Annotated in this window: 21 protein-coding genes; 20 read left to right on the top strand and 1 reads right to left on the bottom strand. The window is 71.2% G+C overall.

The window, feature by feature from the left end:
• Positions 1-21 precede the first annotated feature (21 nt).
• The 8 genes from ETD83_RS05365 to ETD83_RS05330 all read left to right on the top strand — a co-directional run bounded on the left by ETD83_RS05365 (position 22) and on the right by ETD83_RS05330 (position 7,344).
• Positions 22-948 (top strand): LysR family transcriptional regulator, encoded by a 927-nt coding sequence (locus ETD83_RS05365; protein WP_138643922.1) that lies wholly within the window; start codon positions 22-24, stop codon positions 946-948.
• A gap of 65 nt (positions 949-1,013) precedes the next feature.
• On the top strand, positions 1,014-1,652 hold the full coding sequence (locus tag ETD83_RS05360) for a histidine phosphatase family protein (RefSeq protein WP_138643921.1): 639 nt from the start codon (positions 1,014-1,016) through the stop codon (positions 1,650-1,652).
• A 59-nt stretch (positions 1,653-1,711) separates the two neighbouring features.
• Entirely contained in the window at positions 1,712-2,302 is a 591-nt protein-coding gene (locus ETD83_RS05355) for a TlpA family protein disulfide reductase (RefSeq protein WP_230420699.1), read from the top strand.
• Positions 2,303-2,320: 18 nt separating this feature from the next.
• The gene (locus ETD83_RS05350) at positions 2,321-3,064 is read left to right on the top strand and encodes a cytochrome c biogenesis CcdA family protein (protein WP_138643919.1); all 744 of its coding nucleotides are present in this window, start codon (positions 2,321-2,323) and stop codon (positions 3,062-3,064) included.
• Between the two features lies 1 nt (position 3,065).
• Positions 3,066-4,733 (top strand): cytochrome c biogenesis protein ResB, encoded by a 1,668-nt coding sequence (gene resB, locus ETD83_RS05345; protein ID WP_138643918.1) that lies wholly within the window; start codon positions 3,066-3,068, stop codon positions 4,731-4,733.
• A gap of 15 nt (positions 4,734-4,748) precedes the next feature.
• Positions 4,749-5,792: a c-type cytochrome biogenesis protein CcsB gene (ccsB, locus tag ETD83_RS05340; RefSeq protein WP_230420698.1), complete on the top strand. Its 1,044-nt coding sequence runs from the start codon at positions 4,749-4,751 to the stop codon at positions 5,790-5,792.
• Between the two features lie 128 nt (positions 5,793-5,920).
• Positions 5,921-6,955 (top strand): hypothetical protein, encoded by a 1,035-nt coding sequence (locus ETD83_RS05335; protein WP_138643917.1) that lies wholly within the window; start codon positions 5,921-5,923, stop codon positions 6,953-6,955.
• A 50-nt stretch (positions 6,956-7,005) separates the two neighbouring features.
• Complete coding sequence (locus tag ETD83_RS05330) at positions 7,006-7,344, top strand: hypothetical protein (RefSeq protein WP_230420697.1); 339 nt, start codon at positions 7,006-7,008, stop codon at positions 7,342-7,344.
• A gap of 188 nt (positions 7,345-7,532) precedes the next feature.
• Here the strand turns inward: ETD83_RS05330 and ETD83_RS05325 are convergent, their stop codons facing one another.
• The gene (locus tag ETD83_RS05325; protein ID WP_131964461.1) at positions 7,533-7,736 is read right to left on the bottom strand and encodes a BldC family transcriptional regulator; all 204 of its coding nucleotides are present in this window, start codon (positions 7,734-7,736) and stop codon (positions 7,533-7,535) included.
• 320 nt (positions 7,737-8,056) lie between these two features.
• On the opposite strand from ETD83_RS05325, the gene ETD83_RS05320 reads away from it, so the two are divergent.
• From ETD83_RS05320 to nuoH, 12 genes are all read left to right on the top strand, one after another.
• Positions 8,057-9,049, top strand: coding sequence for a threonine ammonia-lyase (locus tag ETD83_RS05320; protein ID WP_138643916.1), 993 nt, complete (start codon positions 8,057-8,059; stop codon positions 9,047-9,049).
• 19 nt (positions 9,050-9,068) lie between these two features.
• Positions 9,069-9,308, top strand: a complete 240-nt coding sequence (locus ETD83_RS05315) for a DUF4229 domain-containing protein (RefSeq protein ID WP_138643915.1) — start codon at positions 9,069-9,071, stop codon at positions 9,306-9,308.
• A gap of 47 nt (positions 9,309-9,355) precedes the next feature.
• Positions 9,356-10,057 (top strand): demethylmenaquinone methyltransferase, encoded by a 702-nt coding sequence (locus ETD83_RS05310; protein WP_138643914.1) that lies wholly within the window; start codon positions 9,356-9,358, stop codon positions 10,055-10,057.
• 155 nt (positions 10,058-10,212) lie between these two features.
• Entirely contained in the window at positions 10,213-11,484 is a 1,272-nt protein-coding gene (locus ETD83_RS05305; RefSeq protein ID WP_230420696.1) for a geranylgeranyl reductase family protein, read from the top strand.
• 176 nt (positions 11,485-11,660) lie between these two features.
• Positions 11,661-12,020: an NADH-quinone oxidoreductase subunit A gene (locus ETD83_RS05300; RefSeq protein ID WP_138643912.1), complete on the top strand. Its 360-nt coding sequence runs from the start codon at positions 11,661-11,663 to the stop codon at positions 12,018-12,020.
• A 1-nt stretch (position 12,021) separates the two neighbouring features.
• The gene (locus ETD83_RS05295; RefSeq protein ID WP_131964455.1) at positions 12,022-12,567 is read left to right on the top strand and encodes a NuoB/complex I 20 kDa subunit family protein; all 546 of its coding nucleotides are present in this window, start codon (positions 12,022-12,024) and stop codon (positions 12,565-12,567) included.
• Between the two features lies 1 nt (position 12,568).
• Positions 12,569-13,315 (top strand): NADH-quinone oxidoreductase subunit C, encoded by a 747-nt coding sequence (locus tag ETD83_RS05290; RefSeq protein ID WP_138643911.1) that lies wholly within the window; start codon positions 12,569-12,571, stop codon positions 13,313-13,315.
• Entirely contained in the window at positions 13,312-14,658 is a 1,347-nt protein-coding gene (locus ETD83_RS05285; RefSeq protein ID WP_138643910.1) for an NADH-quinone oxidoreductase subunit D, read from the top strand. Before ETD83_RS05290 ends, ETD83_RS05285 begins: the two co-directional genes overlap by 4 nt.
• Positions 14,655-15,434 (top strand): NADH-quinone oxidoreductase subunit NuoE, encoded by a 780-nt coding sequence (nuoE, locus tag ETD83_RS05280; RefSeq protein ID WP_138643909.1) that lies wholly within the window; start codon positions 14,655-14,657, stop codon positions 15,432-15,434. Before ETD83_RS05285 ends, nuoE begins: the two co-directional genes overlap by 4 nt.
• Positions 15,431-16,729 carry an NADH-quinone oxidoreductase subunit NuoF gene (gene nuoF / locus ETD83_RS05275; protein WP_138643908.1) on the top strand — a complete coding sequence of 433 codons (1,299 nt, stop codon included), beginning with the start codon at positions 15,431-15,433 and terminating at the stop codon, positions 16,727-16,729. The genes nuoE and nuoF overlap by 4 nt, the downstream gene beginning before the upstream one ends.
• Entirely contained in the window at positions 16,726-19,206 is a 2,481-nt protein-coding gene (locus ETD83_RS05270) for an NADH-quinone oxidoreductase subunit G (protein ID WP_138643907.1), read from the top strand. Before nuoF ends, ETD83_RS05270 begins: the two co-directional genes overlap by 4 nt.
• Positions 19,203-20,540 carry an NADH-quinone oxidoreductase subunit NuoH gene (gene nuoH / locus ETD83_RS05265; RefSeq protein ID WP_138643906.1) on the top strand — a complete coding sequence of 446 codons (1,338 nt, stop codon included), beginning with the start codon at positions 19,203-19,205 and terminating at the stop codon, positions 20,538-20,540. Before ETD83_RS05270 ends, nuoH begins: the two co-directional genes overlap by 4 nt.
• Position 20,541: the final 1 nt, after the last annotated feature.

Genomic DNA, 20,541 nt, shown 5'->3' with positions numbered 1-20,541 from the left:
CATCGCTTTAGTATTACTTACATGCTTGATCTGGAGCGGCTGCGCGCCCTGCACTCCGTCGCGACGTACGGCTCGGTCAGCGCCGCCGCCGACGTCCTGCACGTGACCACCTCGGCGGTCTCCCAGCAGCTCGCCAAGCTGGAGCGGGAGACCGGCCAGAAGCTCCTCGAACGCAACGGCCGCGGCGTCCGGCTCACCGACGCCGCCGAACTGCTCGTCGCCCACGCCGAGCGGATCCTGTCGCTCGTCGAGCAGGCGCAGGCCGACCTGGAGGCCCACCGCGGCTCCGTCGTCGGGCAGCTCACGGTCGCCTCGTTCCCCACCGCGATCCGCGGGCTGATGCCCGCCGCGCTGCGCGCCCTCCGCGCCGACCATCCCGGCCTGCGCGTCCAGCTCCTCGAAGAGGACCCGATGCGCAGCATGCCGCTCGTGTCGCGCGGCGACTTCGACATGGCCGTCGTCCAGGACTGGAACAACGAGCCGCTGCCGATGCCCGAGGGCCTGCACAAGGGCGTCATCTGCGACGACGTCGCCGACGTCGCGCTCCCGTCCACCCATCCGCTCGCCGGGCGCGACTCCATCGACCTGAAGGAGCTGGCGGGCGACCCGTGGATCAGCTCGTCGCCCGACAGCATCTGCTGCGACTGGCTCCTGCGGACGCTCCGCGCCGTCGACAGCGAACCCAGCATCGACCACATGGCCTACGAGTTCGCCACGCAGCTCTCCCTCGTCTCCGCCGGGCTCGGCAACGCGATCCTGCCGCGGCTCGGGCGCTGCGACGTTCCGCCGGGCGTGGCGATCGTCCCGCTGTCGGACCCGCTGTCCCGCCGCGTGTACGCGGTCTGGCGCGAGGAGGCCGCCCGCCGTCCCGCCATCCGCGCCGCGCTCGGGGCCCTGCGCGCCGCCGTCCCCTCAGACCTTCCTGCCGTCGCCGCCATCTCCCACTGACCTCGCGGGCAAAGGCCATGGCCGGTGGATGGAAGCGCAAATGGGCCTAGGTAATCTTGCTGGCGATGACCGAGAAAACGACCGTTCACCTGTTGCGGCACGGTGAGGTGCACAATCCCGACGGGGTCCTGTACGGGCGGCTGCCCGGCTACCGTCTCAGCGAGGACGGCGTCCTCATGGCGAAGGCCGTCGCCAAGTGGTTCGCCGACCGGGACGTGACCGCCATCCTCTCGTCGCCGATGCAGCGGGCGCTGGAGACGGCCGCGCCGCTGGCCGACGCGTTCGACCTGCCCGTCACGGTGGACGACCGTCTCATCGAGGCCGGCAACCACTTCGAGGGGCTGACGTTCGGGGCCGGGGCCGGTTCGCTGCGCCGTCCCGAGCACTGGCGGCACCTGGTCAACCCGTTCAAGCCGTCCTGGGGCGAGCCCTACAAGGAGCTCGCCGCCCGGATGCGCGCGGCCGTGATCAGGTCGCGGGAGGCGGCGAAGGGCCACGAGGCCGTGTGCGTCAGCCACCAGCTGCCGATCTGGGTGCTGCGCCTGCACGCCGAGCGCCGCCGCCTCTGGCACCACCCCAAGCGGCGCGAATGCGGGCTGGCCAGCCTGACGAGCCTGACGTTCGCGGGCAGCCGGCTGGTCGAGGTCGCCTACTGCGAGCCCGCCGCCGGGATCGCGAAAGGCCCCAGTGTCGCGGGTGCCTGACCGCACCGCTAAGTTGTGTACTACGTCTTGTAGTAGCTCGCCCTGAATTGGAGGGTCAGTTGAGCCCCCGAGTCTCCCCGTTGCGCGCCGCCGCCGCGGCCGCCGCGCTCTGCGGGCTGCTGGCCGGGTGCGCCGGGACGGGCGCCGCGGAGAACGGGCAGGGCGGCGACGACACGCGGTTCGTCTCCGGCGACGGGAAAGTGACCGAGTACAAGCCCGCCGACCGCAAAAGCGTCCAGGACGTCGGCGGCGACCGCCTCGACGGCAGGCAGTTCAGGCTCGCCGAGTTCAAGGGCAAGGTCGTCGTCGTCAACTTCTGGGCGTCGTGGTGCGCGCCGTGCCGCGGCGAGGCGCCGTCCCTCCAGCAGGTGTACGACGCGAACAAGGCCAAGGGCGTCGAGTTCCTCGGCGTCAACTTCAAGGACTCCAAGGCCAACGCGCAGGCGTTCGAGCGCAAGTTCAAGGTCACCTACCCGAGCCTGTACGACGACGGCGGGCAGGTCACGCTGGCGTTCCGGGAGGTCCCGCCGAGCGCGATCCCGAGCACGCTCGTCCTCGACCGGCAGGGCCGCGTCGCCGCCCGGATCATCGGAGCGACGACGTACTCCAAGCTGAACCCGCTGGTCGCCAAGGTCCTCGCGGGGACGTGAGCGGATGAGCCCCAGGAGATGAGCACCGTCAGCGAGACCGTCGTCAGCGGGTCGTTGGTGGCGGCGGCCCCGCTGGCGGCCCTGGCGGGGCTCGTGTCGTTCGCCTCGCCGTGCGTCCTGCCGCTCGTCCCGGGCTACCTGTCGTACGTGACGGGCATGACCGGCGCCGACCTGGCCGACCAGCGGCGCGGACGGCTCCTCGCGGGCGCCGTGCTGTTCATCGCCGGGTTCAGCGTCGTGTTCGTCAGCTACGGCGTGATCTTCGGGGGGCTCGGACGGTGGCTGCTGGAGTACCAGGACCCGATCACCCGCGTCCTCGGCGTCATCACGATCGCGTTCGGCCTGGCCTTCATGGGCTTCATCCCCGGGCTGCAGCGGACGATGAAGTCGGGACGGCTGCCCGCCGCCGGCCTCGCGGGCGCGCCGCTGCTCGGCGTCCTGTTCGGGCTCGGCTGGACGCCCTGCATCGGCCCCACGCTCGGCGCGGTGCAGGGCCTCGCCATCACCGAGGCGAGCGCCGGACGGGGCGCGCTGCTGTCGCTGGCGTACTGTGTGGGCCTTGGCCTGCCGTTCGTGGCCACCGCGGTCGCCTACCGCCGGGCGCTCGGCGCGTTCGGTGCCGTGAAACGCCACTACCCCCTGGTCATGCGCGTCGGCGGGGGCATGCTCGTCCTCATCGGGGTGCTGCTCGTGAGCGGCCTGTGGGGCCACCTGACCATCGAGCTGAGGTCGTGGATCAGCGGCTTCGAACCGGTTGTTTGAGATGACTGACACCAAGGACGACGTCAAGGACTCAGGCCCCGAGTCGGGCACGCAGGCGCCCGCCGCGCGCCAGGCGCCGGAGGAGGTGCCGCGCCCGAGGGGCCTCGGCCCGGCCGGCTGGCTGCGCTGGGGCTGGCGGCAGCTCACCACGATGCGCACCGCGCTGATCCTGCTGTTCCTGGTCGCGCTCGGCGCGGTGCCGGGATCGATCCTGCCGCAGCGGGGCCAGGCGCCCGAGAAGGTCGCCGCCTACCTGGACGAGCACAGGACGCTCGGCCCGTGGCTCGACCGGTTCTCCATGTTCGACGTGTTCGCCGCGCCCTGGTTCGCGGCGATCTACATCCTGCTGTTCGTCTCGCTGGCCGGGTGCGTCATCCCGCGCGCGGTGAAGCACTACCGGTCGATGCGGGCCCGCCCGCCCGCGGCGCCCCGGAACCTGGCACGGCTGCCGCAGTCCGCGACGTTCGAGACGGACGCGTCCCCGGAGGACGTCCTCGCCGAGGCCCGCAAGGCCCTGCGCGGGCGGCGGTTCCGGGTGGACGTGTCCAGCGGCGCCGCGTCCGCCGAGAAGGGCTACCTCGGGGAGACGGGCAACCTGCTGTTCCACCTGGCGCTGCTGGCGCTGCTGTTCGCGCTCGGCATCGGGAACCTGTTCGGCTACCGCGGCGACGTGCTGCTCATGGAGGGCAGGACGTTCGCGAACTCGCTGAACCAGTACGACCAGTTCACGCCGGGACGCGCCTTCGACGACGGCGAGCTCGCCCCCTTCACCGTCAGCCTGGACGACTTCAAGGCCGAGTACGAGACCGGCGGCGACAAGCGCGGCCAGGCCACCGAGTTCAACGCCAAGATCCGCTACCGCGAGACGCCGGACGGCGGGCAGAAGACGCACGACCTGCAGATCAACCATCCGCTGAAGGTCGGCGGCGCGAAGGTGTACCTCCTCGGCCACGGGTACGCGCCGACGTTCACCGTCCGCGACGCCAAGGGCAACGTCGCGTTCCAGGACTCGGTGCCGTTCCTGGAGATGGAGCCGCGGAACCTGACGTCCGAGGGCGTGATCAAGGCCCCCGACGCCGAGCCGGACCAGCTCGCCTTCTACGCGATCCTGTGGCCCACCGCCATGGCCAGCGAGGACGGCAAGCAGATCGTCTCCGCGTTCCCGGCGCCGCTCCGCCCGGTCATCACGATCACCTCGTTCAAGGGCGACATCGGCCTGGACTCCGGCTCCCCGCAGTCGGTCTACAAGCTGGAGGGCATCGGCACGACGCTCCAGCCGGTCAAGGACGGCCAGAAGCTGCTGGAGCCGGGCGAGACGTTCCAGCTCCCCGGCGGCGCCGGCTCGGTCACGTTCGACGGCCTCAAGGAGTACGCGACCCTGTCGGTCAACCACGACCCGGGACGCATCCCCGCGCTGGTCGCGGCCATCCTGGCGGTGCTGGGCGTGGCGACGTCGTTCATGGTGCGGCGGCGCAGGGTGTGGGTCCGTGCGGGCGCCGGAGAGGGCGGGCGTACGGTGGTCGAGGTCGGCGGCCTCACGCTGGGGAGCCCGACCTCGGAGTTCGACGACATCGTGACCGCCCTGCGCGGTCCCGAGCGGGAGCCCGGTCCCGGGGAACCGGACGAGCCCCGCGAGCCGGATGGCCCGGCGACCGAATCGAAGGAGTGACGAGGTGAGCACCAGGTGAGCAACGCCGACCTCGCGAACCTGAGCGACAAGCTCATGTTGACCACGGTGGTGATGTACATCATCGCGCTGGTCGCGTACGCCGCCGACATGGGCTTCGGCCGCCGCGGCGCCGCCACGGCCGCGGAGGCCAGGGCGTCGGTGCAGGAGAAGGCCGAGGCCAAGATCCTGGTCGGGCCAGGCGGCGCCACGGATGCCGACGGCACCGACGCCACCGAGGCCACCGAGGCCGCCGCCACCGCCGCAGGCGAGGACGACGCGGACCGCCCCCAGGTCGACTGGGCGCGCCTCGCGATCTTCCTGAGCGTGCTGGGCGTGGGCGCGCACCTCGGCGTCCTGGTGTCGCGCGGGCTGTCCGCGAGCCGGTGGCCGTGGGGCAACATGTACGAGTTCCTCACCGCCATCTCGTTCGCCGCCGTCACCGCGTTCATGGTCGTGATGTTCCGGTACCGGGCGCGCTTCCTCGGCGTGCCCGTCATGTTCGCGGCCGTCATCGCGCTGGGCGTGGCGAACATCTGGCTGTACGACTCGGTGGGCCCGGTCACTCCGGCGCTCAACTCGTACTGGATCGCCATCCACGTGTCCGCCGCGATCATCGCGACCGGGGCGTTCACCGTCGCGGGCGCGGCCACGATCCTCTACTTCCTGAAGTCGCGCGAGGAGGCCCGCGCGAGCGCCGGCACCGGCGTCGCCACCGGCGTCAAGGTCCCGGGCGGAGTGCTGGCGCGCGTCCCGTCCGCGGAGAGCCTCGACCGGCTCGCGATGCGCGTCACGATGTTCGCGTTCCCGATCTGGACGGCCGCGATCATCATGGGCGCGATCTGGGCCGACCAGGCGTGGGGCCGCTACTGGGGCTGGGACCCGAAGGAGATCTGGTCGTTCGTCACCTGGATCATCTACGCGGCCTACCTGCACGCCCGCTCGACCGCGGGCTGGAAGGGCCGCAAGGCGGCGTTCCTGTCGCTCCTCGCGTTCGCCGCGCTGCTGTTCAACTTCTTCGGCGTGAACTACATGTTCTCCGGTTTGCACTCCTACGCCTGACGATATTGCGGGATGCGTGACTCCTGGGGATGACGGAGTGTCGGGTTCCGGCTTACCCTTCCTCAGGGACCCGATCGTGCGGCGGACGCCGCGCGCTACCCCCGCGGGTCCGTTGACAGAGGAGCCCGATGCGCTTCAAAGGCGTCCATCGCAAGCCCCGCCCTCGCGACCTGTGGCATCGCGATTCGTTCCGCGGCGGGCGCATGCGCGGGGACGGCGCGGCCCAGGACCGCACGCTCCGGCGCGACGACGCGGCCTACTCCCCGTCGCCGCCCGACTCGGGGCAGGTGCGGCCGCGCAGCAACCAGCCGCGCGACCGGTTCGGCCGGTTCCGCAAGGCGGGCCGCGACGACGACTTCGCGCTGGGCCCCGGCGGCGTCGAGGACGGCGGGGACGCCGGTCGCGACACCCCCGAGAGCGGCGACGCGGCGGGCCTGCTCGCCGGACGGTTCGGGCGCCGCAGGCGGGGCCGTCCGCGGGCGGGCGACTACTCGTGGAGCGACTTCGAGCTCGACGACGACCGGCTGCGCGTGGAGCCGTACCCGCCGGGCATGCCGCACGTCTCCGACGGCCGCCGCCACTGCGGCGTGCTGGAGAACGTCCTGTACCGGCAGTGGGACGTCCGGGACGGGCCTCCGGGCCCCGAGGTGATCGGGGCGGTGGACAGCCTGGCGGCGCTGCCGGACGCGCTCAAGGAGAAGCTCGCGGCCGGGCTCGACGGCATCTACGTGGGCCCGGGCGGCGTCCCGCAGCTGGACGACATGGGCCATCTGCGCGACCGCCCGCTGCCGTCGGGCCGCGCCACCTGGGACATCTGCGCCGGCGCGTACGGCGACCACAAGATCGTCGTCGGGGACCGGCCGTCGCCGACGCCGGACGTGATGCTGCACGAGGTCGGGCACGCGCTCGACGACATCGACGGCGACGACGGCGAGTGGACGTCCGACAGCCCCGCCTTCCAGCGGCTGTACGAGGAGTGCCGGCCGCATCTCGCGAGCGACTTCCACCGCCAGCCGAACGCGCTCGGCCGCCGCGAGTTCTTCGCGGACGCGTTCGCCGCGATCTCCTCCCGGCAGCGCCCGGCCCTCGTCGATATGCTCGCCGGCAACATCCGGATGGCGCTGGAGGTCATGCTCTTCTTCAACCGCAGGTACGGGATCTAGGACATCCTGATGGCAGGCCGCGCAATGGTGAATCGCGAGGGTGGACGACGATGTTTGTGATCCGGCTCCCGGACGGCACGCTCCGGGTTCCGCACAGCGTTCTCGCCGACGGCGGCGCGGACGGGACCGGGCCCGAGCCGCGCGAGGGACGGATCATCGCCGACGCCTACGTCGAGATCGGGCCCGGCGATCCCGACTACGACCGGCTCCTCCGCGAGTCGCTGACGGAGGACGAGCTGGAGGACCGGCGCCGCCGCTGGCGGGAGGAGGACGCGGACCTGCTCCGCCGGTTCGAGGAATGGAAGTCGGACGCCCAGGGAATGCCGGACGTTCCGGGAGAACCGGGCGCCCAGGGAAAGCCGGACGGCCCGGTCGAGAACGGGGATTGACCCGGGAACGGCCCGGGAAATGCGAAAAAGCCTCGGAACGAAACGGCTTCGGGAAACGGCACGGCCCCGGCCGCCCGGGCGGGAGTCTCCCCCGGGGGACTACCACGACGCGGCGGTCCGGGCGGCTGAGGCCGGTGGCGGGCCCAGATCGGCGGGGCGGGCCCTGATATCAGCGAGGTTCGGGCAGGTCAGCGGGCCGAATGCTCGGCGATGGGCTCGTCGCCGCGCAGCAGCGCGTGCACCTCGGACTCGCGGAAGCGCCGGTGGCCCCCGGGAGTGCGGATGCTGCTGATCCGCCCCGCGGCGGCCCACCGGGTGACCGTCTTCGGGTCGACCCGGAAGAGGGCGGCGACCTCTCCTGGGGTCAGCAGGCGCTCGCTCGTGCTCTCCACGTTTTCTCTCCCCCTTTGTCCCGCTCTCGGCGCGGGTGGACTGTTTAACAGTGTGGCGGGTCAAGACCGATTTCTCCCTTGTTTTCGGAAAAGATCACGGACCGTAGTTTTCCGAGCAGGACCGATCACCCTCGGTATGGACGGCCTTTCGGGCATGCCTTCCGCCGACCTCGTTTGACCTGCCAAGTCACCCCCTGAACGGGGACGCGAAGGCGTCCCGTCCGACACGCCGGGGCCTTCGCTCGCGGGCCGCCGCGCCAGGCCCGCGCCAGGCCCGCGCCAGGCCCCGCGCCCGGCCTCGTGGAAGTAGTCTCCGGTCCATGTCCGATCTTGTTTCGCTCCCGGAGATCGAACGCGCCGCCGAACGCATCGCGGGCGTCGCCGTCCGGACGCCGCTCGTCCCGTTCCCGCCCGGCCTCGCCGCCGCGTCCGGGGCCGATGCCGCCGGTGAGCCGTCGCTGCTGGTCAAGGCCGAGTCGCTGCAGCCGGTCGGCGCCTTCAAGGTGCGCGGCGCCTACTTCGCCATCGCCTCCCTCCCGCCGGAGCAGCGGGCGCGCGGCGTCGTGACGCACTCCAGCGGCAACCACGCGCAGGCCGTCGCGTACGCGGCCCGCGTGCTCGGGATCAAGGCCGTCCTGGTCATGCCGCACACCACGCCGGGCGTGAAAGTGGACGCGTGCATCGCGCTCGGAGCCGAGGTCGTGTACGTGGAGCCGACCTCCCAGGCCCGCGCCGAGACCGCCGAAAAGCTTGCCGCCGCCCACGGTTTCACGATGATCCCGCCCTACGACGACGCGCGGGTGATCGCGGGACAGGGCACCGTGGGGCTGGAGATCGTCCGGGACCGTCCGGACGTGGACGTCGTGCTCGTCCCGATCAGCGGCGGCGGCCTCATCGCGGGCGTCTCCGCCGCCGTCAAGGCGCTGCGGCCCGAGGCCCGGATCGTCGGCGTGGAACCGGAGCTCGCCGCCGACGCCCGCGACTCGATGGCCGCGGGACGCCCGGTCGCGTGGGAGGCGGAGGAGACCGGCCGCACCATCGCCGACGGGCTCCGCGTCCAGCGGGTCGGCGACCTGCCGTTCGCGCACATGCGCGCGCACGTGGACGGCGTCGTCACGGTCACCGAGGACGAGATCCGCCTGACGATGCGCCGCCTCGCCCGCGAGGCGCGCCTGATCGCCGAGCCCAGCGGCGCCGTCGCCACCGCCGCCTACCTCTACCGCCGCCCAGAACTCCCCAAGGCGCGCACCTATGTCTCCGTCCTGTCCGGAGGCAACGTGGACCCGGCCCTCTTCCTCGACGTCCTGAGGTAGCCGTTAGGCTCGAAGGGTCATGCGTTCCGTCATCCTCTACTCCGTCGCCCGGCTCGCGATCTTCGCGGTGACCGCGGGCGTGCTGGCGCTGTTCGGGGCCCGCGGGTTCCTGCTCCTGCTGCTGGCGCTGCTGATCAGCGGCGTCGTCAGCTACGTCCTGCTGTCCGGGCAGCGCGACCGGATGTCGGCCGCCGTCGCGCGCGGCGCCCGCGCGCAGCGGGAGAAGTTCGAGAAGTCCGTCACCCGCGAGGACGCCTGACGCACCCGGGGTGCGGAGGCGGTGAACACGGCTTTTAGGGTGGGGGCATGAGCCGCGCCTCTCTGGAGAAAAAGCCCGCCGACGTCGCGGCGATGTTCGACGGCACCGCCGAGCGGTACGACCTGCTGAACACGCTGATGACCGGCGGGCGCGACCGGCGGTGGCGGCGCGAGGTCGTGCGGGCGCTGGCGGCGCGTCCGGGCGAGCGGGTCCTTGACCTCGCGGCCGGGACGGGCACGTCGTCGGTGCCGTTCGCCGAGGCGGGGGCCGAGACGGTGGCGTGCGACTTCTCGCTCGGCATGCTCCGCGTCGGGGCGCGCAGGCAGGCGGGCGTCCGGGGGCTGAGCTTCGTCGCCGGCGACGCGCTGCGGCTGCCCTTCGCGGGCGGCTCGTTCGACGCGGTGACGATTTCGTTCGGCCTCCGTAACGTCGCCGATACCGGGAAGGCACTGCGGGAGCTGCGGCGGGTCGCGAAGCCCGGCGGGCGGCTGGTGGTCTGCGAGGTGAGCCATCCGCCGAACGCGCTGCTGGCGTTCGGGCACCGGACGCATCTGCGGTACGGGCTGCCGCTGCTGGCGCGGGTCAGCTCCAACCCCGACTCCTACCACTACCTCGCCGAGTCGACGCTGGCCTGGCCCGGCCAGGCGGCCCTCGCCCGGCTGATCCAGGACGCGGGCTGGACGAACGTGCGCTGGCGCGACCTGACGTTCGGGGTCGCCGCGCTGCACCACGCCGTCAAACCGGGGTGATCCCGGGCGGGATCCACGGTGATCCCGGGCTGGTGGACGGGAGCGGTCCACGCTGGACCGCCCCCGAAGTACCCACCAGTCGTGATAAAGGAATAGACTCCCCACCGGACCCTTGTGAAGTGCTTCACAAGCGAACGAGCTGAATGAGGAACGCCGTGACCGACTCCGCCCGGCACGCAGACGTCCGACACGCAGATGTGGTCGTCGTCGGGGCAGGCCCCGCCGGTTCGTCGACCGCCTACTGGTTGGCGCAGGCCGGCCTGGACGTGTTCCTGCTGGAGAAGTCCACCTTCCCGCGCGACAAGATCTGCGGCGACGGTCTCACCCCGCGCGCCGTCCGCGCGCTCATCGGCATGGGCGTCGACGTCAACGACCCCGGCTGGGGACGCAACCGGGGCCTGCGCATCTACGGCGGCGGCGTCAAGGTGGAGCTGCCGTGGCCGGAGCTCGCGAGCTTCCCCGACTTCGGGCTCGTCCGCAAGCGCACCGACTTCGACCAGTTCCTCGCCGAGCACGCCGCGAAGGCCGGCGCCCAGCTGTTGCAGGGCTGCAACGTCACCGGCCCGATCCTGGACGAGCGCACCGACCGCATCACCGGCGTCACCGCCCGGTACGAGGGCGAGGACGTCGCGTTCCACGCGCCGCTGGTCGTCGCGGCCGACGGGAACTCGACCCGGCTGTCCCTCGCGATGGGGCTGCGGCGCCGCGAGGACCGTCCGATGGGCGTCGCCGTCCGCCGCTACTTCCAGACCCCGCGGCACGACGACGACTTCATGGAGGCGTGGCTGGAGCTGTGGGACGGCGAGCGCCTCCTGCCCGGCTACGGCTGGGTCTTCGGCGTCGGGGACGGGACGTCCAACGTCGGGCTCGGGCTCCTCAACACCAGCAAGGCGTTCCAGAGCGTCGACTACCGCGGCATGCTGAAGCGCTGGTGCGCGCAGATGCCCGAGGACTGGCAGTTCGACGAGGACCACGCCACCTCCAAGATCCGCGGCGCGGCGCTGCCGATGGGCTTCAACCGGCAGCCGCACTACACCCGCGGGATGCTGCTCGTCGGCGACGCGGGCGGCATGATCAACCCGTTCAACGGGGAGGGCATCGACTACGCGCTGGAGTCCGGGCGGCTGGCCGCCGACATCATGGTGCAGGCCCTCGCGCGCCGCACCCCCGCGCAGCGCGAGCGGACGCTCTACGAGTACCCCCGCATCCTGAAGGACGAGCACGGCGGCTACTTCACCCTGGCGCGGCTGTTCGTCCAGGCCATCGGCGACCCGCGGATCATGAAGTTCCTCACCGCGCACGGCCTGCCGCACCCGACGCTCATGCGGTTCACGCTCAAGCTTCTCGCCAACCTGACCGACCCCAAGGGCGGGGACGCCATGGACCGCGTCATCAACGCTATGCAGAAGGTGGCTCCCGCGGCATGAGGCACTCCTGGAGAACCAAGCTTCCGCAGGTGAGCGGACTAGTGTGCATTACACGACCCCCTGGAGGGGAGTGCTATTGATCGCCTTGGCTAGGGTGGCGGCGGCTCGCGGAGGGCCTGACGCGTACAACCCTGTCCCGTACAACGCCGTACGTCGCGAGGAGAGGCTGTAGAGACATGGATCTCTATATTCCGGTCATCGTGCTGGGGGTGCTCGCCTTCGGCTTCGCCGCGTTCTCCGTGGCCATGGCCTCGCTCACCGGGCCGAAGCGGTGGAACCGGGCCCGGCTCGACGCCTACGAATGCGGAATCGAGCCGACCCCGCAGCCGGTCGGCGGCGGGCGCTTTCCGGTCAAGTACTACCTGACGGCGATGCTGTTCATCGTCTTCGACATTGAGATCATCTTCCTTTACCCCTGGGCGGTCGCATTCGACCGGATGGGCATTTTCGGTCTTGTGGAGATGGTCCTTTTCATCGTCACCGTCCTCGTGGCGTACGCCTACATCTGGCGGCGCGGCGGTCTGGAGTGGGACTGACATGGGTCTTGAGGAGAAACTTCCCAGCGGCTTCCTGCTGACCACGGTCGAGCAGGTCGCGGGGTGGGCGCGGAAGAGCTCGGTGTGGCCGGCGACGTTCGGCCTTGCGTGTTGCGCGATCGAGATGATGGCGACCGGCGACCCCCGGCACGACTTCTCCCGGTGGGGCATGGAGCGCGCCTCGGCGACGCCGCGGCAGGCCGACCTGATGATCGTCGCGGGCCGGGTGAGCCAGAAGATGGCGCCGGTGCTGCGGCAGATCTACGACCAGATGACCGAGCCGAAGTGGGTCATCGCGATGGGCGTGTGCGCGTCGTCCGGCGGGATGTTCAACAACTACGCGATCGTGCAGGGCGTCGACCACATCGTCCCGGTGGACATCTACCTGCCCGGCTGCCCGCCGCGGCCGGAGATGCTGCTGGACTCGATCCTGAAGCTGCACGACAAGATCCAGAACACCAAGCTCGGCCCGCAGCGCGCGAAGCAGATCACGGAGCTGGAAGAGGCCAAGCGCCGCCGGCTCCCGCTGCTCGGACAGGGGGCCTGAGATGAGTTCCGAACACCCTGAGCAGCAGGCCGAGCAGGGCGCCGACAAGCTCCCGGCGCGCACCGAGGAGGAGCGCCGGGAGCAGCCGGTCGTCCGGAAGGGCATGTTCGGCGCGGGGACGACCGGCGACACGTCCGGGTACGGCGGGCTGATCGTCCGGCAGAGCCCGAAGGTGTCGGCCGCCCGCCCCTACGGCGGGCCCGGCGGCGCCGCCGAACCCGGCGAGTACGACGAGATCGCCGACGAGCTGGAGCGCGCCTACCCCGACTTCGGCGACGCGATCGAGCGGGTCGTGGTCGACCGCGGCGAGCTGACGTTCTTCGTCAAGCGCGAGCACCTGCGCGAGGTCGCCAGGACCATGCGGGACGAGCCGTCCCTGCGGTTCGAGCTGTGCTCCGGCGTGTCCGGCGTGCACTACCTGAAGGACGAGGGCGCCGAGCTGCACTCCGTCACGCACCTGCTGTCGATCACACACAACCGGCGCGTCCGGCTGGAGACGACCTGCCCGGACGCCGACCCGCACATCCCGTCGCTGGTGCCCGTCTACCCGACGAGTGACTGGCACGAGCGGGAGACCTACGACTTCTTCGGGATCGTCTACGACGGCCATCCCGCGCTCACGCGCATCGAGATGCCCGACGACTGGGTCGGCCATCCGCAGCGCAAGGACTACCCTCTCGGCGGCATCCCCGTCGAGTACCGGGGAGCGGAGATCCCGCCGCCCGACGAGCGGAGGTCGTACACATGAGCTCGGCCAAGTACACCGAGTACGACGCCTACGCGGCCGACGAGGCCGCCGAGGGCAAGGTGTTTGACGTCGGCGGGCAGGACTGGGACAAGGTCGTCGCCGGCGCGGAGGACCTCGGTGACGAGCGGCTCGTCGTCAACATGGGGCCGCAGCACCCGTCCACGCACGGGGTGCTCCGGCTGATCCTCACGCTCGACGGCGAGACGGTGAACGAGGCCCGGGTGGGCATCGGATACCTGCACACCGGCATCGAGAAGAACATGGAGTTCCGCACCTGGACGCAGGGCACCACGTTCTGCACCCGGATGGACTACCTCGCGCCGATCTTCAACGAGACGGCGTACTGCATGAGCGTGGAGAAGCTGCTCGGCGTCACCGACCAGATCCCCGAGCGCGCCCAGATCATCCGCGTGATGATGATGGAGCTGAACCGGATCTCCTCGCACCTCGTCGCGATCGCCACGTTCGGCCTCGAACTCGGCGCGACGACCGTGATGCTCAACGGGTTCATCGAGCGCGAGTACACCCTCGACCTGTTCGAGGAGATCACGGGCCTGCGGATGAACATGGCCTACGTCCGTCCGGGCGGGGTCGCGCAGGACCTGCCGAGCGGCGCGACCAGCAAGATCCGCGACTATCTGGACCGGATGCCGAAGCGCATCCAGGCGCTGCGGAAGCTGATGGACGACAACCCGGTCTTCAAGGCGCGGACGCAGAACGTCGCGTACCTGGACCTGACCGGCTGCATGGCGCTCGGCATCACCGGCCCCGTCCTGCGCTCGACCGGCCTGCCGTGGGACCTGCGCAAGTCGCAGCCCTACTGCGGTTACGAGACCTACGACTTCGAGGTCGCGACGCAGGACACCTGCGACGTGTACGGCCGCTACCTCGTCCGGATGGACGAGATGGAGGAGTCGCTGAAGATCGTCGAGCAGTGCCTGGACCGGCTGCAGGCCGCCAAGGGCCCGGTGATGATCGAGGACAAGAAGATCGGCTGGCCGGCGCAGCTCGCGATCGGCGCGGACGGCATGGGCAACTCGCCCCGGCACATCGCGCACATCATGGGCACGTCGATGGAGGCGCTGATCCACCACTTCAAGCTGGTGACCGAGGGCTTCCGGGTCCCGGCGGGGCAGGCGTACGCGCCGATCGAGTCGCCGCGCGGCGAGCTCGGCGCGCACGTGGTCAGCGACGGCGGCACCCGCCCGTACCGCGTGCACTTCCGCGAGCCGTCCTTCGTCAACCTGCAGGCCGCGCCGGCGATGTCGGAGGGCGGCATGGTCGCCGACATCATCGCCGCCGTCGCCAGTTTGGACCCGGTCATGGGGGGAGTGGACCGATGACGTACGAACCCGACGTTCGCGAACGCCTGGAGCGGGACGCGAAGGAGATCATCGGCCGGTATCCCCGGCCGAGGTCGGCGCTGCTGCCGCTGCTGCACCTGGTGCAGTCGGTGGAGGGGCACGTCACGCAGGACGGCATCGACTTCTGCGCGGAGCAGCTCGGGATCACGGCGGCGCAGGTGGTCGGCGTGGTGACGTTCTACACGCAGTACAAGCAGAAGCCGGTCGGCGAGTACCACGTCGGCGTGTGCATCAACACGCTGTGCGCGGTGATGGGCGGCGACCAGATCTGGGACGAGCTGAGCGAGCACACCGGGCTCGGCCACGACGAGGCCACCCCGGACGGCAAGGTCAGCCTGGAGCGGATCGAGTGCAACGCCGCCTGCGACTTCGCGCCGGTGATGATGGTCAACTGGGAGTTCTTCGACAACATGACTCCCGAGAAGGCGAAGCGGCTCGTCGACGACCTGCGCTCGGGCGAGCGCGTGCTTCCGACGCGCGGGCCGGAGAGCCTGGCCACGTGGAAGGAGGCGTCCCGCGTCCTCGCCGGGTTCCCGGACGGGCGCGCGGGCGAGGGCGTCCAGGCCGGTCCGGAGTCGCTGCGCGGCCTGAAGCTGGCGCAGGAGCGCGGCTGGGCCGCACCGTCCACCGAGGTGGACCGGGAGCGCCCGGACGAGCCGGTGCGGCCCGGGCAGATCAGCGAGCCGCCGCACGAGCCGGGCAAGCCCATCCCCGGCGACGCGAAGCCCGGCAGCCAGGAGGGCCGGAACAAGTGACCACGCTCACCCCGATCCTCACCAAGAACTGGGACCAGGCCGACTCGTTCACCCGCGCGGGCTACGAGCGCGACGGCGGCTACAAGGCGCTGCGCAAGGCGTTCCGGATGGAGCCGGACGAGATCGTCCAGGCGGTCAAGGACTCCGGCCTCCGCGGCCGCGGCGGCGCGGGCTTCCCCACCGGCATGAAGTGGGGCTTCCTGCCGCCGACCAGCCCGAACCCGCGCTACCTCGTCGTCAACGCGGACGAGTCCGAGCCGGGCACGTGCAAGGACATCCCGCTGATGATGGCCAACCCGCACGTTCTCATCGAGGGCGTCGTCATCAGCTCGTACGCGATCAGGTCGAACGTCGCGTTCATCTACGTGCGCGGCGAGGTGCTGCACGTGATCCGCCGGCTGCACCAGGCGGTCGCGGAGGCGTACGAGGCCGGCTACCTCGGCAAGGACATCCTCGGCTCCGGCTACGACCTGGACGTCGTCGTCCACAGCGGCGCCGGCGCCTACATCTGCGGCGAGGAGACCGCGCTGCTGGACTCCCTCGAAGGGTTCCGCGGCCAGCCCCGGCTGAAGCCCCCCTTCCCCGCCGTGGCGGGCCTGTACGGCGGGCCCACTGTCATCAACAACGTCGAGTCGATCGCGTCGGTTCCCTCGATCGTCGGGAACGGGCCGGACTGGTTCGCCTCGATGGGCACCGAGAAGTCGCAGGGCTTCGGGATCTTCTCGCTGTCCGGGCACGTGACGCGTCCCGGCCAGTACGAGGCGCCGCTCGGCATCACGCTGCGGGAGCTGCTCGACATGGCGGGCGGCATCCGCGAGGGGCACCGGCTGAAGTTCTGGACGCCCGGCGGCTCGTCCACGCCGATCTTCACCGAGGAGCACCTGGACGTCCCGCTGGACTTCGAGTCCGTCGGCGCCGCCGGGTCGATGCTCGGCACCCGGGCACTGCAGATCTTCGACGAGACGACGTGTGTCGTCCGGGCGGTGCTGCGCTGGTCGGAGTTCTACGCGCACGAGTCGTGCGGCAAGTGCACGCCGTGCCGCGAGGGCACCTACTGGTACAAGCTCATGCTGAAGCGGCTGGAGTCCGGGCAGGGCACCGAGGAGGACCTGGAGACGCTCCTCGACATTTCCGACAACATCCTCGGCCGCGCGTTCTGCGCCCTCGGCGACGGCGCGACGAGCCCGGTCGTCTCGTCCATCAAGCTGTTCCGGGACGAGTACGTACGGCACTTCGAGCAGGGCAGCTGCCCGTTCGACGCGGCCGAGTCCACCCTCTGGGGAGGTGCCAAGTGACCGTCACCGACGACAAGTCGGCGGTGGAGAAGGTCGAGATGGTCTCGTGCACCATCGACGGCTTCGAGATCGAGGTGCCGAAGGGCACGCTGATCATCCGGGCCGCCGAGCTGCTCGGCATCCAGATCCCCCGGTTCTGCGACCATCCGCTGCTCGACCCGGTCGGGGCGTGCCGGCAGTGCCTGGTGGAGATCCCCGACGCCGGGAACGGCCGCGGGATGCCGAAGCCGCAGGCGTCGTGCACCACCGCCGTGATGCCGGGCATGGTCGTCAAGACCCAGCTCACCTCGCCGGTGGCCGACAAGGCCCAGCACGGCATCATGGAGTTCCTGCTCATCAACCACCCGCTGGACTGCCCGATCTGCGACAAGGGCGGCGAGTGCCCGCTGCAGAACCAGGCGATGTCCAACGGGCGCGGCGAGACCAGGTTCGTCGAGGTGAAGCGGACGTTCCCGAAGCCGATCCCGCTGTCCAGCCAGGTGCTGCTCGACCGGGAGCGCTGCATCCAGTGCGCCCGCTGCACCCGCTTCTCCGACCAGATCGCCGGGGACGCGTTCATCGACCTGTTCGAGCGCGGCGCGAAGGAGCAGGTCGGCGCGGCGGACGGAAAGCCGTTCCAGTCGTACTTCTCCGGCAACACCGTGCAGATCTGCCCGGTCGGCGCGCTGACCGGGTCCGCGTACCGGTTCCGGTCGCGGCCGTTCGACCTGGTGTCGGCGCCGAGCGTGTGCGAGCACTGCGCGTCCGGCTGCGCGATGCGGACCGACCACCGGCGCGGGAAGATCACTCGGCGGCTCGCCGGGGACGACCCGCAGGTCAACGAGGAATGGAACTGCGACAAGGGCCGCTGGGCGTTCACCTACGGGACGCAGCCGGAGCGGCTGACGCACCCGCTCGTCCGCAACGAGGACGGCGTGCTGGAACCGGCGTCGTGGCCGGAGGCGCTGACCATCGCGGCCGAGGGCCTCGCGGCGGCGCGCGGCTCGGCCGGGGTGCTGACCGGTGGCCGCGTCACGCTTGAGGACGCCTACGCCTACGCCAAGTTCGCCCGCATCGCGCTCGGCACCAACGACGTCGACTTCCGGGCCCGCCCGGCGTCGGACGAGGAGGCGCGGTTCCTGGCCTCGTCCGTCGCGGGACGCTCCATCGAGGTGTCGTACTCCGACCTGGAGAACGCGCCCGCCGTGCTCCTCGCCGGTTTCGAGCCGGAGGAGGAGTCGCCGATCGTGTTCCTGCGGCTCCGCAAGGCCCACCGCAAGAGCCGGCTGAAGGTGTACGGCGTCGCGCCGTTCGCGACGCGCGGGCTGAGCAAGGTCGGCGGGACGCTGCTGCGGGCGGTGCCCGGCGCGGAGGCCGAGGTGCTCGGCTCCGTGATCGGGGACGCGGCCCGCTCCGACGTCCGGACGCTGCTGGAGACGCCCGGCGCCGTGATCCTCGTCGGCGAGCGGCTCGCCGCGAGCGCGGGCGCGCTGACGGCGGCGGTGCGGCTGGCGCAGGTGACCGGCGCGAAGCTGGCGTGGGTGCCGCGCCGGGCCGGGGAGCGCGGCGCGATCGAGGCCGGGGCGCTGCCCGGGCTGCTGCCGATCGGCCGCCCGGTGACCGACCCGGAGGCGCGGGCCGAGGTCGCCCGCCGGTGGGGCGTCGCTGACCTGCCCGCCGCGCCCGGCCTGGACGCCGACGGCATCATCGCCGCCGCGGCGGACGGACGGCGCGGCGCGCTGCTCGTCGGCGGCGTCGACCCCTACGACCTCGCCGACCCGGACGCGATGCTCCGCGCCCTGGACGCCACCGATTTCGTGGTGAGCCTGGAGCAGCGGCCGAGCGCGGTCACCGACCGCGCCGACGTGGTTTTCCCGGTCGCGGCCGTCGCGGAGAAGTCCGGGACGTTCGTCGACTGGGAGGGCCGCGGCCGCCAGTTCGACATCGTGCTGAAGGCGGCCGGGAAGATGTCCGACCTGCGGGTCCTGGACGCGCTGGCCGACGAGATGGACGTCCACCTGGGCCTGCCCGGCCCGGACGCGGCGCGCCGCGAGCTGGCCGAGCTCGGCGCCTACCGGGGCGACCGCCCGGACGCGCCGAACGTCGCGCAGCCGCTGCCGCCGCACCCGGAGGCCGGTGCGGCGGTGCTCGCGACCTGGCGGCAGCTGCTCGACCGGGGCCGCCTGCAGGACGGTGAGCCGTTCCTCGCGGGCACCGCCAAGGCCGCGGTCGCCCGGCTGTCGCCCGCGACGGCCGCCGAGATCGGCGCGACCGGCGCGGTGAAGGTGACGGGGCCGCGCGGCGAGGTCACGCTCCCGCTGGAGATCACCGCCGACCTGCCCGACCGGGTGGTGTGGCTGCCGACGAACTCGGCCGGCTGCGCGGTGCACCGGGACCTCGGCGCGGCCGCCGGAGGCGTCGTGAAGATCGCGAGCGGTACCCTCCGGGGCGCGACCGCCGCGACCGCCGCGACGGAGAATGCCGGAGGCGTGAAATGAACCCGACCCCGTCGGCCCCCGCTCAGGCGCCGCTGGAGGGCTTCGGCAACGATCCGTGGTGGCTCATCGGCGGCAAGGTCGTCGTCGTCTTCGCGTTCCTGGTCGTGACCGTCCTGCTGACGATGTGGATCGAGCGGCGCGTCATCGGCCGGATGCAGCTGCGCGTCGGCCCGAACCGCGCCGGGCCCTTCGGCCTGCTGCAAGGCCTCGCGGACGGCGTGAAGCTCGCCCTGAAGGAGGACATCGTCCCCCGCCAGGTCGACAAGGTCGTGTTCGTGCTGGCGCCGGTCATGTCGGCGGTGCCCGCGTTCATCTCGTTCGCGATCATCCCGTTCGGCCCGAACGTGTCGATCTTCGGGCACGAGACGGCGCTGCAGCTCACCGACCTTCCGGTGGCGGTGCTGCTCGTCCTCGCGATGTCCTCGCTCGGGATCTACGGGGTCGTGCTGGCGGGCTGGTCCTCGATGTCGCCGTACTCGCTGCTCGGCGGGCTCCGCTCGTCCGCGCAGATGATCTCCTACGAGATCGCGATGGGGCTGTCGTTCGTCGCGGTGTTCATGTTCGCGGGCTCGATGTCCACCTCGGAGATCGTCGCGGCGCAGCACGACAAGTGGTTCGTGCTCCTGCTGCTGCCGTCCTTCATCGTCTACGTGATCACGATGATGGGCGAGTCGAACCGCATCCCGTTCGACCTGCCCGAGGGCGAGGGCGAGCTCGTCGGCGGCTTCCACACCGAGTACTCGTCGCTGAAGTTCGCGATGTTCTTCCTCGCGGAGTACATCAACCTCACGACGCTGTCCGCGCTCGCCACCACGCTGTTCCTCGGCGGCTGGCGCGCCCCCTTCCCGATCTCCACGGTGTGGGCGGGCGCCAACTCCGGCTGGTGGCCGATCCTGTGGTTCCTGGCCAAGGTCTTCCTGTTCATCTTCTTCTTCATCTGGCTGCGCGGCACGCTCCCGCGCGTCCGCTACGACCAGCTGATGAAGCTCGGCTGGAAGGTGCTGATGCCCTTCTCGCTCGGCTGGATCCTGCTGGTCGCCACCATCCGCGCGCTGCGCAACGACGGCTACGACATGCGGCAGATCGTGATCTACGCCGCGGTGGCCGCCGCGGTGGTGCTGCTCGCGACGGTGGTCTGGGAGATGCTCCGCGGCGGCGAGGACGAGAAGGAGATCGTGCCGGATGCGGCGGAGCAGGGCGGCACGCCCGATCCGTCCGCCGGCGGGTTCCCGGTGCCGCCCATGGACGCTCCCCACTACCACGGACGGGGCGGGAAGCCGGCCGGGGCATCCATCGAAACCCCTCCTGAGGAGGTCACCAGTGGGACTCACTGAT

The organism is Actinomadura soli, from assembly GCF_005889715.1.
Lineage (GTDB): Bacteria > Actinomycetota > Actinomycetes > Streptosporangiales > Streptosporangiaceae > Spirillospora > Spirillospora soli.
This window is presented reverse-complemented; position numbering and strand designations above follow the sequence as displayed.

Excerpts from the sequence above, each read along its gene's own strand:
- ETD83_RS05300 (WP_138643912.1), top strand. The coding sequence starts at position 11,661 with ATGGATCTCTATATTCCGGTCATCGTGCTGGGGGTGCTCGCCTTCGGC.
- ETD83_RS05365 (WP_138643922.1), top strand. The coding sequence starts at position 22 with ATGCTTGATCTGGAGCGGCTGCGCGCCCTGCACTCCGTCGCGACGTAC.
- ETD83_RS05315 (WP_138643915.1), top strand. The coding sequence starts at position 9,069 with ATGCGTTCCGTCATCCTCTACTCCGTCGCCCGGCTCGCGATCTTCGCG.
- nuoH (WP_138643906.1), top strand. The coding sequence starts at position 19,203 with ATGAACCCGACCCCGTCGGCCCCCGCTCAGGCGCCGCTGGAGGGCTTC.
- ETD83_RS05285 (WP_138643910.1), top strand. The coding sequence starts at position 13,312 with ATGAGCTCGGCCAAGTACACCGAGTACGACGCCTACGCGGCCGACGAG.
- resB (WP_138643918.1), top strand. The coding sequence starts at position 3,066 with ATGACTGACACCAAGGACGACGTCAAGGACTCAGGCCCCGAGTCGGGC.
- ETD83_RS05320 (WP_138643916.1), top strand. The coding sequence starts at position 8,057 with ATGTCCGATCTTGTTTCGCTCCCGGAGATCGAACGCGCCGCCGAACGC.
- ETD83_RS05335 (WP_138643917.1), top strand. The coding sequence starts at position 5,921 with ATGCGCTTCAAAGGCGTCCATCGCAAGCCCCGCCCTCGCGACCTGTGG.
- nuoE (WP_138643909.1), top strand. The coding sequence starts at position 14,655 with ATGACGTACGAACCCGACGTTCGCGAACGCCTGGAGCGGGACGCGAAG.
- ETD83_RS05310 (WP_138643914.1), top strand. The coding sequence starts at position 9,356 with ATGAGCCGCGCCTCTCTGGAGAAAAAGCCCGCCGACGTCGCGGCGATG.
- ETD83_RS05360 (WP_138643921.1), top strand. The coding sequence starts at position 1,014 with ATGACCGAGAAAACGACCGTTCACCTGTTGCGGCACGGTGAGGTGCAC.
- ETD83_RS05350 (WP_138643919.1), top strand. The coding sequence starts at position 2,321 with ATGAGCACCGTCAGCGAGACCGTCGTCAGCGGGTCGTTGGTGGCGGCG.
- ETD83_RS05330 (WP_230420697.1), top strand. The coding sequence starts at position 7,006 with ATGTTTGTGATCCGGCTCCCGGACGGCACGCTCCGGGTTCCGCACAGC.
- ETD83_RS05295 (WP_131964455.1), top strand. The coding sequence starts at position 12,022 with ATGGGTCTTGAGGAGAAACTTCCCAGCGGCTTCCTGCTGACCACGGTC.
- ETD83_RS05290 (WP_138643911.1), top strand. The coding sequence starts at position 12,569 with ATGAGTTCCGAACACCCTGAGCAGCAGGCCGAGCAGGGCGCCGACAAG.